This is a genomic window from Nitrosomonas communis, assembly GCF_024102715.1.
GTDB classification, from domain to species: Bacteria; Pseudomonadota; Gammaproteobacteria; order Burkholderiales; family Nitrosomonadaceae; genus Nitrosomonas; species Nitrosomonas communis_B.
Window position 1 is genome coordinate 29,926 of the sequence record NZ_JAGFJM010000089.1, and the last position, 12,793, is coordinate 42,718.

13 protein-coding genes are annotated in these 12,793 nt (G+C 49.6%); 6 read left to right on the top strand and 7 right to left on the bottom strand.

Annotated elements, in window-relative coordinates; translation table 11 throughout:
- Nucleotides 1–167: 167 nt before the first annotated feature.
- From J5I83_RS08565 to J5I83_RS08590, 6 genes are all read right to left on the bottom strand, one after another.
- The gene (locus tag J5I83_RS08565; RefSeq protein WP_304054987.1) at nt 168–1,868 is read right to left on the bottom strand and encodes a multicopper oxidase family protein; all 1,701 of its coding nucleotides are present in this window, start codon (nt 1,866–1,868) and stop codon (nt 168–170) included.
- A gap of 231 nt (nt 1,869–2,099) precedes the next feature.
- Nucleotides 2,100–3,455 carry a nicotinate phosphoribosyltransferase gene (locus J5I83_RS08570; protein WP_304054988.1) on the bottom strand — a complete coding sequence of 452 codons (1,356 nt, stop codon included), beginning with the start codon at nt 3,453–3,455 and terminating at the stop codon, nt 2,100–2,102.
- Nucleotides 3,452–4,036 carry an isochorismatase family protein gene (locus tag J5I83_RS08575; protein WP_304054989.1) on the bottom strand — a complete coding sequence of 195 codons (585 nt, stop codon included), beginning with the start codon at nt 4,034–4,036 and terminating at the stop codon, nt 3,452–3,454. The genes J5I83_RS08570 and J5I83_RS08575 overlap by 4 nt, the downstream gene beginning before the upstream one ends.
- Nucleotides 4,037–4,102: 66 nt before the next feature.
- Complete coding sequence (locus J5I83_RS08580) at nt 4,103–4,543, bottom strand: universal stress protein (protein WP_304054990.1); 441 nt, start codon at nt 4,541–4,543, stop codon at nt 4,103–4,105.
- Between the two features lie 19 nt (nt 4,544–4,562).
- Nucleotides 4,563–5,990 (bottom strand): RtcB family protein, encoded by a 1,428-nt coding sequence (locus tag J5I83_RS08585; RefSeq protein WP_304054991.1) that lies wholly within the window; start codon nt 5,988–5,990, stop codon nt 4,563–4,565.
- A 17-nt stretch (nt 5,991–6,007) separates the two neighbouring features.
- The gene (locus J5I83_RS08590) at nt 6,008–6,433 is read right to left on the bottom strand and encodes an archease (protein ID WP_304054993.1); all 426 of its coding nucleotides are present in this window, start codon (nt 6,431–6,433) and stop codon (nt 6,008–6,010) included.
- Nucleotides 6,434–6,636: 203 nt separating this feature from the next.
- Between J5I83_RS08590 and J5I83_RS08595 the strand changes: the two genes are divergently transcribed.
- Nucleotides 6,637–7,758 carry a 3-deoxy-7-phosphoheptulonate synthase gene (locus tag J5I83_RS08595; RefSeq protein WP_304054996.1) on the top strand — a complete coding sequence of 374 codons (1,122 nt, stop codon included), beginning with the start codon at nt 6,637–6,639 and terminating at the stop codon, nt 7,756–7,758.
- A 180-nt stretch (nt 7,759–7,938) separates the two neighbouring features.
- A complete protein-coding gene (gene ispH / locus J5I83_RS08600) occupies nt 7,939–8,922 on the top strand; it encodes a 4-hydroxy-3-methylbut-2-enyl diphosphate reductase (RefSeq protein WP_304054999.1) in 984 nt (327 codons plus the stop codon).
- On the opposite strand, the gene thiO is transcribed toward ispH, so the two are convergent.
- On the bottom strand, nt 8,919–10,031 hold the full coding sequence (thiO, locus tag J5I83_RS08605; protein WP_369683408.1) for a glycine oxidase ThiO: 1,113 nt from the start codon (nt 10,029–10,031) through the stop codon (nt 8,919–8,921). The two genes, ispH and thiO, sit on opposite strands and share 4 nt — an antisense overlap.
- A gap of 243 nt (nt 10,032–10,274) precedes the next feature.
- On the opposite strand from thiO, the gene J5I83_RS08610 reads away from it, so the two are divergent.
- Genes J5I83_RS08610 through J5I83_RS08625 form a run of 4 tightly spaced genes read left to right on the top strand, consistent with a single transcriptional unit; the run spans nt 10,275 to nt 12,784 of the window.
- Nucleotides 10,275–10,790 carry a GspH/FimT family pseudopilin gene (locus J5I83_RS08610; RefSeq protein ID WP_304055001.1) on the top strand — a complete coding sequence of 172 codons (516 nt, stop codon included), beginning with the start codon at nt 10,275–10,277 and terminating at the stop codon, nt 10,788–10,790.
- Nucleotides 10,784–11,224, top strand: coding sequence for a type IV pilus modification protein PilV (pilV, locus tag J5I83_RS08615; RefSeq protein ID WP_304055003.1), 441 nt, complete (start codon nt 10,784–10,786; stop codon nt 11,222–11,224). The genes J5I83_RS08610 and pilV overlap by 7 nt, the downstream gene beginning before the upstream one ends.
- A 2-nt stretch (nt 11,225–11,226) precedes the next feature.
- Nucleotides 11,227–12,246, top strand: a complete 1,020-nt coding sequence (locus J5I83_RS08620; RefSeq protein ID WP_304055004.1) for a PilW family protein — start codon at nt 11,227–11,229, stop codon at nt 12,244–12,246.
- 1 nt (nt 12,247) lies between these two features.
- Complete coding sequence (locus J5I83_RS08625) at nt 12,248–12,784, top strand: PilX N-terminal domain-containing pilus assembly protein (protein ID WP_304055007.1); 537 nt, start codon at nt 12,248–12,250, stop codon at nt 12,782–12,784.
- The last annotated feature ends 9 nt before the right edge of the window (nt 12,785–12,793 follow it).

Sequence of the window (12,793 nt, forward strand, 5' to 3'; positions counted from 1 at the left end):
TAAGCGATACATCATGTAAGCACATGACGTATCAGAGCCGAAGCAGATGTCCGGAGAAGTGCACGCGTGAATACCGCGCACCATGGGATAAACGAAAAGCAATACGTTGATCCTGCAACCCTCTCAGGCAGGAAAAGGGTTGCATCAAAACTTCCTTGCTGTCGGGCCTAATGGGAATGCGAATTCGCAATTCCGCCCGCTACCGTGTTAACGACTTGCTGGACTTCCATCATGCCTAAATCCTCATGGTCCAAAATATGGCAGTGCATCACAAACTTGCCGATATAGTCCTGGTATTGCGTATAAATGTTGGTAACAGCAGGCCCCTGTACCAGTAACGTATCTTTCCATACCAACTCATCAGCGCCGTCTGGCCCTTTCCGCTCCCACTGAAATGGATTGACATGGATATGGAAAACATGCGGCAAAGGAGGGATAGGGTTTGACACGCCCGCTGGGTCGCCTGCTGTCGTCAGTGACCACATTTCGGTGGCACTCAGTGGCAATTGACGCACATGACTGGGACTGAAAGCGCGGTAATTGACTTGGAAGTAGTTTTTCTGACCATTCATGTCTTGGCCGAGCTTGAAGACGACCTCTTGCACACCCAAGGCTGTTTTTCTCAGATCAATATCGCCAAACGGCGCCAACGGTGCCATTTCCTCGCTGGTCGGCAAAGCCATGTCGTTGGTCTCATTAGTTACTCGCAGAATTGCCAGCAGATTCTCAGGCTCGTCTGCCTGCCGCAAGGATTTAGCTGCCACGGTAGGCCGATCGATGATGCGGTAATCACCCGCTTTCATACTCGCCTTGATCAAGACATCGCTGCGGTAGCCTGGCTGGAGATCGATCGGCGTTCCCGCCTGCCAACTGTCAACGCGGCCCAAATAATTGCCATCCAAGGCGATTTCATGCAGATCATGGCCCTCTACCACGAAAGCGATCGACTCACGGAAGGCGGTGTCAATCAAACGCCAGCGCTGGACTTCACCTCGTTTCATGCTGATGACAGGAACGATCTGCCCGTTGATGGTGATACGGCGGCGCGAACACGGCCAAGTGTCTTTATTACCAGCTGCGTGACAGTCTTTGGGTGTGGGCTTGGACGGACCCGGAAAAAGACTGGTTATGTTATTGAGTTCTCCTCGCTGGTCATAAAGAATAGTTTGCAGCACAAATATTTTCTCATTGGCATTGGCGGCAAGCAGTGACTTTGGTGCAGTCTTGGCATCATCTTCTATGACGATAGCGCCCGCCATGCCGCTACCTACCTGAATAGATGTGGAGCCATGGGCATGGGCATGATACCAGTAAGAACCTATCGGATGGCTAGCCGGCAACTTCACCTCATTCTGGAATTGGCTTTGCGGGGCAATATCCAGCAGAACATTATCGCTATTGCCAGTGGGGGAAACATGCAGGCCGTGATAGTGCATGTTGGTGGTGTTGAAAGATGCGGGTACAGTATTGAGATAAGCGTTTCTGCTCTCTTGTTCAAACTGCGCCTGAACTTCCTCAGCAGTCTCCTTGGGTAATTGATTGTTCAGCAACAGATTGATGACATCCCCCTGCCGGACGCGTAAAGTGGGACCAACCAGCTGGCCATTGTAGCTACGCAGGGTAACCGGGCATCCGCCGATGGAAGTAGCGGCAGGATCGGTGTACTGGACATTGAGACTGGTTGTCAGCACGCCGTTGCTGGAATGAATGTCCGGAGGATTCTGGAAGGGCACGTAGCCATATTTTTTAACATCGATATCCTGATAAGCACAAGCAGGAATGATAGGTTTGGATTCAGCCAAGGCTACGCTTGCGCAAACAGACAAACCAAATGCGATGAATCCAAGGGGGATGAAGTTGTATTGCATAATATTCTCCTATTATCAGTGCAGTCTTGCCCGGCTCCTTCGACCCCTTGCGGCATCGCACGCTCCCAAGCAAAATCTTCTACTTGATGCGCATGGTAGAGAGGGTAGCTAACTCAATCAGCAGGCAATGAGCCGTCCCAGAAAAAATAATTTTCAAGGCATCCATTATTTGCCGATTATCTAATTAACAAATTGGACGAATATCGCAGCTTTAATGCTTCTTTTCTTTTGTTACAAACGCGTCATCATCTCGGCATCAAACTGTTTTGCCAGATCCTGCAATGCAGTAGAAATGATAACTGGATAGGACGGTGCAGCATCAAGTGCAGTCGCAGGAGCAGTCATGGCTTTCGGTAGACGGCTATAACCTGCCACTGTCCGCTGACGGATGTCGTGTAAGGATATTTTCGATTGAATGCGTTGTCCTGCCAGCAGGACCGGCTCTAGCAGTGGTCGCCCATCACAAGGATCATTTTCCTCCAGTGCCACAACATCATGACTCATTTCGCCCTGTGTAGTGTAAAAGCGGTATACCTGCTTTCTTCCCGGCCAGGTTGCTTTGCCTTCTGAGCGTTTACGGCGCGGCTTGCCCGCATATTCCTGCAGCTTATAGGCACAGTCGAAAGCCGGTGCATCGCTGGAAATATCCAGTGCGGTACCGATGCCAAAACCATCTATCGGCGCCTGGGATGACAGCAGGGTTTGCAGCCGGTATTCATCCAGATTACCGCTAGCGAAAATAGTTGCACTCTGCAGACCGCCCTGATCGAGTATCTGGCGCACGTTGCGGGCATGGGCCGCCAAATCGCCGCTATCCAGGCGAACGCCCTTAATGTTGATATGCGCTGCCTGAAGTTTTGGCGCGAGCGCAACCACTTTACTGGCAGCTGCCTCGGTATCATAGGTATCAATCAACAAAACGACGTTATCCGCATTGGCGTGGGCGAAGTGTTCAAAGGCAGTCATCTCGTCTGCATGCGCCTGAATGTAGGAATGCGCCATGGTTCCAAACAAAGGAATATCGTAAAGCGCACCTGCCAGCACGGTAGCCGTGCCGGAAAATCCTGCCAGATAGCTTGCCCGTGCCGCCAGCAATCCTGCTTCGGCACCATGTGCGCGACGCATACCGAAATCAACCAATAACTTGCCCGGTGCGACCAATACCGACCGGGCGGCCTTGGATGCAATCAGCGTTTCGAAGTGAAGAAGATTGATGAGGCGTGATTCGATCAATTGCGCTTGCGGTAGCGGCGCGGTTATTCGCAGGATGGGCTCGTTGGGAAAAAACAAGGTGCCTTCTGGCATAGCGTGCACATCGCCGCTAAAACGAAACTGTTCAAAATAATCGATAAGCGGAGGGCGAAAGCGTGTGGCCAGCCAGGCGAGTTCCTCAGGTGAGAATTTCAAGTTTTCGAGAAAATCCAGCACCTGTTCCAATCCAGCTGCCACCATGAAATTTCGGCCAGGCGGCAGTTTGCGGATAAACAACTCGAAGACAGCTGTTTCCTGCATGTCCTGCTCAAGATAGCTTTGCAGCATCGTAAACTGATAAAGATCAGCAAGTAGCGGACTGGAAAACGGGTTCATGCAACGAGCGCCTCAAATTGAATCAGCATCCCGCCTAGCCGCACCATTTCCTTGAGTGCATTTAAACCGTCATCTGGCTGCAGATCGATGGCACAGATCGCATCTTCCAACACAAAAGTGGTGTAATGGTAGTGCAATGCATCTTTGACCGTATTAAGCACACAATAATCAGTGGCAATGCCGCCAATAAACAAGCGGCGAATGGCCAATGTCTGCAGTAAAGCATTGAGCTGTGTGTCAGTAAAACCGGAATAGGCATCTTTCTCTCGCGTTACTGCTTTGGAAATGACATGAGTATTAAGAGGAAATTCGATATCTGGGTGAAACGCCGCCCCTGCTGTAGTGGCAATGCAGTGCGAGGGCCATGGGCCGCCTTGTTGCTGAAAAGAACAATGATCCGATGGGTGCCAGTCGCGGGTTGCAAAAACCGGTAGGCCATGATCATGAAAAAACATCAGATAGCGATTGATCACCGGAATGATGGTATCACCCATCGGCACAGCCAGGCTGCCACCCGGCAGAAAATCATTCTGCATATCGACGATCACGAGTGCATCTCCGCTAGTTAACGTCACTTTCATATCGGATGAATTATTTAGTTATCAATATGCTGCATTTTGCTACAGCAACTTGTCCGGCACCGCGCGTTAGCCTCCTCGAACCAATAAAACAGGCATCGATGCCGTGCGTACCACCCCTTCAGCGACACTGCCCAATACCAGGCGACTGAAACCCGTCCGACCATGAGTGCCAATGACAATCAGCTCGGCCTGCCAACGCTCGGCTTCTGCCACAATGATGTTAGCAATCCGTTGACTTTTTGCTTCAAGCAATTTTGTTTCAGCTGTCAACCCCGCTTGCCGCACCAGCGCTTGTGCCTGAGTCAGTATTTTTTCCCCACTCGCCCTGATGGTTTCTTGCAGTTCAGCATAATTGATATAGCTTTCATCGACCCAGTAAAGAACATCTTCAAATACATGCACGAGTTCCAACTGCGCCCGCTGCTGTTGCGCCAGCCTGATGGCCTCCTGCAGCGCGCATTCTGAAGTGGTGCTGCCGTCAACCGGAACCAGGATTTTTTGATACATGAGACCTCCTGTGAAAAAATCATCCTTTTACACATGCCTTAGGTCGCAGAAAAGCAACCCTGCGGGCAAGTCCTGCCTGCTCTGTCGCTTCGGCGACCAAATCAACATCCTTGTAGGCGCCGGGCGCTTCCTCTGCCACCCCGCGCATGGAACGCGAACGGATTAAGATACCCTGCTGGGCAAGCTCGCTGATCAACTGCTTTCCCTGCCAACGTGATAGCGCCTGATGGCGGCTCAAGGCCCGACCCGCTCCATGACTGGATGAGGCGAAGGCAGGATTTCCACTGCTTCCCGCCAGCACGTAAGAGCCCGTCCCCATGCTCCCGCCAATAATCACCGGTTGACCTACCGCGCGATAGCGCTTCGGCAAGCTGGCATGCCCTGGGCCAAAGGCACGGGTAGCGCCCTTACGGTGCACATGCAGCAATCGTGATCGACCATCAACTTCATGTTTTTCTATCTTGCAGGTATTGTGCGAGACATCAAACAACGTCTCGAGTGCGCTGCTCGGGAAAACCTCCCTGAATGTTTCACGGGCCAAATGCGCCAAGATTTGCCGGTTAGCCAGCGCACAATTGATGCCAGCATTCATTGCACCGATATATTGCTGCCCTTCCAGCGATTTGATCGGCGCGCATGCCAGTTCACGATCGGGTAAATGAATACCGCAGCGGCCGGCAGCCTTGGCAAGCATGACAAGATAGTCCGTGCCAATTTGATGCCCCAATCCGCGCGAACCGCAGTGAATCGAAATAATAATCTGACCTTCCTGCAACCCAAAAGCCTCTGCAGCAGCAAAGTCGAAAATACGATCGACCACTTGAACTTCAAGATAATGATTACCCGATCCAAGGGTACCCATTTCACCCCGCTGGCGTTTCTTGGCTAATTCCGAAACATTTGCTGGCACAGCGCCTGTCACACAACCTTGTTCTTCGATATACTCTAAATCTGCTTCTGTGCCATAACCTTGCTGCACCGCCCAGCGCGCACCACCAAGCAGAACCTGATCAAGCTGTTTCGTGTCCAGCTTGAGCGCACCTTCCTCACCCACACCCGCCGGAATAGTCTGGAATAATCTATCAGCAAGGGTCGACAGGCGTGGTGTCACATCCTGTAACCTCAAGTTACTGCGCAAGCAACGAATACCACAGGAAATATCGAAGCCGACACCACCAGCGGAGATAATGCCGCCCTGTTCAGCATCAAATGCCGCGACCCCACCGATGGGAAAGCCATAACCCCAATGCGCATCCGGCATGGTTATGGCAGCACCCACCAAACCAGGCAGCTGCGCTACATTGGCTATTTGCTCAAGCACCTTATCATCCATGCTCACCAGCAAGGGAGCGCTGCCGTAGAGCAATACCTCTCCCCGCACCTCTCCGGGTTTAAGTGGTAGTGTCCATAGATAAGGCTGAATTTGATGTAATTGCTGCAAGTCCATCTTATGCCTCCTCCTTCTTATACGTCCACCACGCAACGCGCTTCCCACATTGCACCGATTTGCTTGACTGAAAGCATCGTCAAAGTTGCACCTTTAACTTCAACACCATGTTCTAAATCTGCATGCCATTTTTCACCTCGTACTTCAGCATGCCATAGCTTACCTTGGTGATGAACATGAAAGCGGCAAAAAATCATCCCCAATTCACGCGCTTTCCCCAACAGCAGATTTAGCCAAGTTACCAAAGCAAGTTCGAGATCGTCTTCTTCAAACTCAAAAGCGATAGAGACATCAGGCTGGACCGTATCAAGATTAGTTACAATGGCGAACATTGCTTGAGCGGCCACTTCAAATGCTTGTTCAATTGTCGAGCCACAGCCGATGATGCCGACATCGGCATCATGTTCGAAATAGTGTGGAACGGTTTTTGTATTTTTGGCCAAGACGTGCTCAATTAGCTAAATAATACCGTCGACAAATAAATAGCATCATTTAAATATAATGCCTTATAAAATACATCTTAACATTAGATAGGTGGGCCAGATCTATAGTTGCACAGATAATGGCAAGCCATTCTGTTTTCAGTTAGAATCAGCATCGAATCATTGTTACCTTTTCTTTTAAGAAACTATATCAGGCATTCATTATGATTCTTATTCTAAAACCGGGCACACTTTCTGACAGCCCTGAATATAAGCAATTGCTCGCTCACCTTGCTAATCTCGCAGGTATTACCATACGCGTCCACACTGAAGTGGGTACTGAACAGACACTGACGGAAGTCTATCTGATCGGCAATACCAAAGCATTATCAGTTGAAGACATGCAAAGTCTTCCATGTGTCGAACGGGTAGTGCGTATCTCTGAAGAGTATCGCATTCTTGGGCGACACGAAAATGATGATCGCCCGACCTATTTCGACTACAACGGCGTGCGTTTTGGCCAAGATACATTGAATGTGTTTGCCGGGCTATGCGCTGTCGATACACTAGAGCATGTAGAATTAATGATGAAGGTGCTACGTGATCATGGCCAGGTTTGTACCCGCATGGGTGCCTATAAGCCGCGCACCAGCCCTTACTCATTCCAGGGACATGGCAAAGCCTGCTTGCCTTATGTATTCGATCTCGCTGGCAAGTATGAGATCAAAGTGATTGCCATGGAGGTTACGCACGAATCGCATGTCGAGGAAATTCGGGAAGCGCTCTACCAGACCGGCAATTCAACTGGTGTGATGCTGCAAATTGGCACGCGTAATACGCAGAATTTCGAGTTATTAAAGATCGTTGGCCGCCAGCAGGATTTTCCAGTACTGATTAAACGTGGTTTTGGCATTACCCTGGATGAATCGCTTAATGCAGCAGAATACCTGGCGTCGGAAGGAAACCGAAAGGTGGCTTTTGGTTTGCGCGGCATGAAAACCAATATGGGTGACCCGCACCGTAATTTTGTCGATTTTGCCCACGTGCCTGTAGTCAGGCGGCTGACACGGATGCCGGTCTGTATTGATCCTTCCCATTCAGTAGGCACGCGCGCTGGCTCAGCAGATGGCATACTGGATATCATGCATGCTACCGCGCAGGGAATTATCGCAGGCGCCAATATGGTGCTGGTTGATTTCCACCCGGTACCCAGCAAGGCCCTGGTTGATGGTCCTCAAGCATTACTCCTCAAAGAATTACCCCTCTTTCTGGAAGATGTTCGCATCGCACGTACAGCCTATGAGAAACGGGTAGAGCAGGTCAAACGGCATCATGAGGCCGCATAAGCGCTAGATCGCACTACTTGAAATACGGTATGAATTACTAGCAGGGCACACGCAATGATTCCAGAAATTTTTTAGCAAGATATCTTATAATTACCTTAAAGTGTATAGGGTCAAATTTTTTGAAATATACCAATACCTACGACCGGTAATGCCAGATATTGTCTTCAGGGAGAATAACCAATGATCAAAGTTTTACTTGCAAACCCAAGGGGTTTTTGTGCTGGCGTGGATCGTGCCATTGAAATTGTCGAACGCGCATTGACCATGCATGGCGCGCCTATCTATGTGCGACATGAAGTCGTACACAATCGTTTTGTCGTGGAAGATCTGGAAAAGAAGGGTGCTGTATTTGTTGAGAATCTGGAAGAAGTTCCGCAAGAAAGCATTCTGATTTTCAGTGCTCATGGCGTTTCACATGCGGTAAGACGAGAAGCAGCTGCGCGCAAACTCAAGATATTCGATGCAACCTGCCCGCTGGTGACTAAAGTGCACGTTGAAGTTGCCAAAATGCGTAAAGAAGGAAAAGAAATCATCATGATTGGCCACCAAGGTCATCCCGAAGTTGAAGGCACCATGGGCCAGGTGGAAGGAAACGATAATGGCATGTATTTAGTGGAAACAGAAGAAGATGTTGCCAATTTACAGGTTAAGAATGAATATAACCTGACTTATGTCACCCAAACAACCTTGTCTGTCGACGATGCAGCCCGTGTCATTGAGGCATTAAAACGGCGTTTTCCAAAAATCATCGGCCCCAAAAAGGATGATATCTGCTACGCCACGCAAAACCGCCAGGATGCCGTCAAAAAGATGGTTAAACATTGCGATCTGGTCATTGTAGTGGGCTCTCCCAATAGTTCAAATTCCAATCGTTTATGTGAAGTAGCGCGTAATGCTAACGTTGAAGCCTATATGGTTGACCGTGCTGAGCAATTGCAGGATACCTGGCTGATTGGAAAAAGCTGCATTGGCATTACTGCGGGTGCTTCAGCGCCAGAGATACTGGTGCAGCAAGTTTTGGACAGACTCAAGCAGATTGGCGCCGAACAGACAGGCAGTGATGTCATGATAGAGGAATTAAGTGGTGTCATTGAGTCGGTGGTATTTCCCCTGCCTAAAGCAGAAGCAATCCCGATGGATAAGTATGTGCGTGAAGTGCATTAATAATCCCCCCACCCTTGCTGATAAGGACCAATATCAAAGGGTTGTGGTCTGCCCATAATCTCATTCAGCAAAATTCTGACGCTGCCTGGCGCCATAGTTACGCCATAGCGAAAATGTCCGCTATTAATGAACAGATTATTCAATAGCGGATGGCGCCCGATAGTGGGAATATTCTGTGGTGAAGCTGGCCTCAGGCCTGCCCAATGATTTATCAGTGGCATATTCTTTAACTGTGGCAGCAATCCTTGTGCGCGCTCAGACAAATACTCACGAGCGGCAAGCGTCACCTGTTTGTTAAAACCAACATCTTCCATGGTGCTACCGGCTAGCAAATAGCCATCACGTCGCGGGATTAGATATACATCTCTCTGCAACAGAATTGATCGCAGCGGCGGCTCTGCGAACTTGTATAACAACATTTGTCCGCGCATGGGCTTAATATCAAGACTGAACGCATGTTTTCCTAACACTTGCTTGCTCCATGCGCCCGCCGTGATGACAAAGTGATCAGCACGATATTTACCGCACGAGGTAGCAAGCACATCAAGTCGATTATGCTGCGTGATGATCTCATATACCTCACAATGCTCAATAATACGACCCCCCAGCTGCACGGCTAGCTTGTGTAACGCATACAACAGGCGGGGGTTGCGGACTTGCGCAATATGGGGAAGAAACAGCGCATTCTCCACGTTGAAATGAAGAGGGATGTTTTGTTTATTGCGTGAAAAGCACTCGCTGAATGCATTCTGTTCCACTTCAGCTGCATGTGAAATCCGCCATTTGTGCGCGGCCTCTGCATGATAAGGCGGCAGCACCAGCATTCCGCTTGCTTCGTATTCAGCATCAATTCCCGTTGCTTCACACAGTTCCGCCACCCATGCTGGAAACATGGCCGCACTATAATCAGTAAGGCGCGTTACCGCATCGGGATAATCCCAGGGACATAGCGGCGACAAAATGCCGCCTCCCGCCCAAGAAGATTCCTGCCCAACCTTGTTTTTTTCCAGGATGGTAACCGTGGCTCCTTCTGTCAGCAATCGCACTGCAGTCGCAAGACCAATGATTCCCGCGCCAATCACAATGAAATCTTGTGTCACTTCACTCATCTCTCAATCGTCGTTGCATGCCACGTGAGCAAAGCAACTCAATAGTTTTGCCAACTTTAATTAAAGTCGGTTAAAAAGCTGACCGTAATCATTAAGCATAGGGTTAAAAGCATAGAACCTCTCTAAAAATTCACTGTTACGGAAAATGTGAAGAGCCGGTGCATGAGCACACAAGCACTCGCTACAGCAATTGGCCGACAACATGGATTTTTAGTGATACACCTATAAGATAAAGGATTAAATATGCCCACCTGTAGTGGTTTTACCATGTTAGAGCTCATGATAACGCTGAGTATCGGCGCAATTCTGGCTACTATCGCTGTACCTAGCTATCAGTCGATAATGGTGCAATCACGCTTATCAACGCAAGCGAATGAGTTCCTCACTGCGCTTCATTACAGCCGTTCTGAAGCAGTGAAACGCGGCAGGCGGGTGACTATGTGCAAAAGTAACAGTGGCACAGACTGTACCAACGGCAGTAACTGGCAGGATGGCTGGATAGTATACAGCGATAGTGGAGAAGAGGGAAAAGTCGATGGTAGCGATCAAATATTGCGGGTTTCTCCTGGATTGAAAGGCAGCACCATGAGTAGCGGCAAAACTCATGAGCACTGGATCTCTTACTTACCTAATGGCAGCAGCGAAGGCAGTGGCGGATTGGCTAACGACTCTTTTACCCTATGTAATAGCGCCCAGGGACGCAAAATTATCGTGAATAAGACAGGCCGGCCGTATGTGACAAAGATATCGCCATGCTAACAATCAAAAAGAGCTTCCAGATATCGCCTCAAAAAGGCGTCACTATGATCGAAGTGTTAGTGGCAGTTGTGGTGCTATCCATCGGACTGCTTGGATTGGCAGGTTTGCAAACTGTCGGCCTCAGTCATAACCGGAGCGCGAGTTTCCGTTCGACTGCTACCATGATGACCTATAGCATTCTTGACAGCATGCGCGCCAATCGGACTGCAGCAATGAATGGCGGCTACAACATCGTCATTGGTGCTTCAGCAGCTTCCGGCAGCGCCATTGCCGAGCAAGATGTCAACACTTGGCTAAATGAACTGGCCTTGCGATTACCTGCAGGAACAGGTGCTATCAATGTAGATAACAACGTCGTCACAGTCACCATCCAGTGGGATGACAGCCGTGGTATTTCGGCTGCTCAGCGGTTTATTCTGACCACTCAGCTATAAAAATGAAGCAGGTGGTCATAAAACAGCATGGTTTCACGTTAGTCGAACTGATGGTTGCCATGACCATTGGACTTTTGTTGCTGGGCGGGGTAATCGCTATTCTGACAGCCACTCATCAAACCTATCGCGTCAATGAGGCGCTGGCCAGAATGCAGGAGAATGCCCGCTATGCTTTTCAGCTGCTTTCACGGGATATCCGTATGGCGGGCTATTTTGGCTGTGCAGGCAATGGCATCCCGACTGTCAACACCCTGAATAACGCCACAGACTTTTTCTGGCGCCTTGGTCAAGCGTTAGAAGGTTTCGAAGCAACCAGCATGACCGCATGGACGCCCGCCCTACCAGATTCAGGCGCTATTCCCAGCCCTCTGGGCGGGCGCGATATTATCGTGGTGCGTGGTATAGACGGCAAAGAGACCAAGGTGTTATCCCATCCGGGCGGCAATCCACCCGGCTCGGCTGATCTCAAAGTAACAGTGGGAAGCGGTCTCAAGGAAAATCACATTGTGTTGGTAACCGACTGTCAGGCAGCCGCCATTTTTCAAATCACCAATTTCAATACTTCTTCTGGTCAAGACAACATCGTTCATAACACAGGAGGCACTAATACGCCGGGCAATGCCACCAAGGAATTAGGTAAAGAATTTACTGGCGGCGAACTCATCAAGATCGCTACCCGCTCCTATTTCATTCGTATGATAGATGACTGGCCAGCGCTTTATCACAAGATTGGAACAAATGATGCAGAAGAGTTGGTCAGGGGGGTAGAAAACTTGCAAATTGAATACGGCGAGGATCTCGATGGCAACTGGACAGCAGACATCTATCGTACCGCAGATGCGGTTGCAGATTGGGGAAAAGTCGTCAGCGTGCGCATTAGCTTATTGATGCAGTCGATAGAGAATAATATCGCCAGCCAGCCCCAATCCTACACCTTCAATGGCACCACCACTACCCCCACTGACCGACGGCTACGCCAGGCTTTCACGACCGTGGTGGCATTGCGCAACCGGATGCCTTGATATGCTTTCGCACAGAATAGGCATCATGATCGCTCATGGAACCAAACCAACATCAAGACAGAAAGGCGTCGTGCTTATTACTGGCTTAATCTTTCTGGTCATGATGACACTGCTGGGAGTAACAGCGATGCAGACCACGATGCTGGAAGAAAAAATGGCAGGTAATTTGCGCGACGAGAACCTGGCTTTCCAGGCCGCTGAGGCTGCTCTCAGAGAAGGCGAACTATTTCTGCAACAAATTACCTTACCGGTATTTGATGGTGCAAATGGGCTTTATCACCATGCATCCTTTCCAGCGCCTGATCCACTTAGCTGGTCAGAATGGTCTACCAGCGGCAGAACAATCGCTACCACCATGCCAGGTGTAGCAAGCCAGCCACGCTATATCATTGAACAACTCGTCAGCGTTCCTTTAAGCGGAGAAAGTGTTCAGCAATCAGCCATATCATTGACATCAACCATGTACAGGATTATCGCAAGAGGAGTAGGGGGCACTGAATCAGCAATGGTTATATTACAAAGCGTTTACCGTAGATGAACGGAGGCT

What these genes read in the sequence shown, in the direction of transcription:
- J5I83_RS08565 (WP_304054987.1), bottom strand. Translation starts at nt 1,868, where the DNA reads ATGCAATACAACTTCATCCCCCTTGGATTCATCGCATTTGGTTTGTCT.
- J5I83_RS08570 (WP_304054988.1), bottom strand. Translation starts at nt 3,455, where the DNA reads ATGAACCCGTTTTCCAGTCCGCTACTTGCTGATCTTTATCAGTTTACG.
- J5I83_RS08575 (WP_304054989.1), bottom strand. Translation starts at nt 4,036, where the DNA reads ATGAAAGTGACGTTAACTAGCGGAGATGCACTCGTGATCGTCGATATG.
- J5I83_RS08580 (WP_304054990.1), bottom strand. Translation starts at nt 4,543, where the DNA reads ATGTATCAAAAAATCCTGGTTCCGGTTGACGGCAGCACCACTTCAGAA.
- J5I83_RS08585 (WP_304054991.1), bottom strand. Translation starts at nt 5,990, where the DNA reads ATGGACTTGCAGCAATTACATCAAATTCAGCCTTATCTATGGACACTA.
- J5I83_RS08595 (WP_304054996.1), top strand. Translation starts at nt 6,637, where the DNA reads ATGATTCTTATTCTAAAACCGGGCACACTTTCTGACAGCCCTGAATAT.
- ispH (WP_304054999.1), top strand. Translation starts at nt 7,939, where the DNA reads ATGATCAAAGTTTTACTTGCAAACCCAAGGGGTTTTTGTGCTGGCGTG.
- thiO (WP_369683408.1), bottom strand. Translation starts at nt 10,031, where the DNA reads ATGAGTGAAGTGACACAAGATTTCATTGTGATTGGCGCGGGAATCATT.
- J5I83_RS08610 (WP_304055001.1), top strand. Translation starts at nt 10,275, where the DNA reads ATGCCCACCTGTAGTGGTTTTACCATGTTAGAGCTCATGATAACGCTG.
- pilV (WP_304055003.1), top strand. Translation starts at nt 10,784, where the DNA reads ATGCTAACAATCAAAAAGAGCTTCCAGATATCGCCTCAAAAAGGCGTC.
- J5I83_RS08620 (WP_304055004.1), top strand. Translation starts at nt 11,227, where the DNA reads ATGAAGCAGGTGGTCATAAAACAGCATGGTTTCACGTTAGTCGAACTG.
- J5I83_RS08625 (WP_304055007.1), top strand. Translation starts at nt 12,248, where the DNA reads ATGCTTTCGCACAGAATAGGCATCATGATCGCTCATGGAACCAAACCA.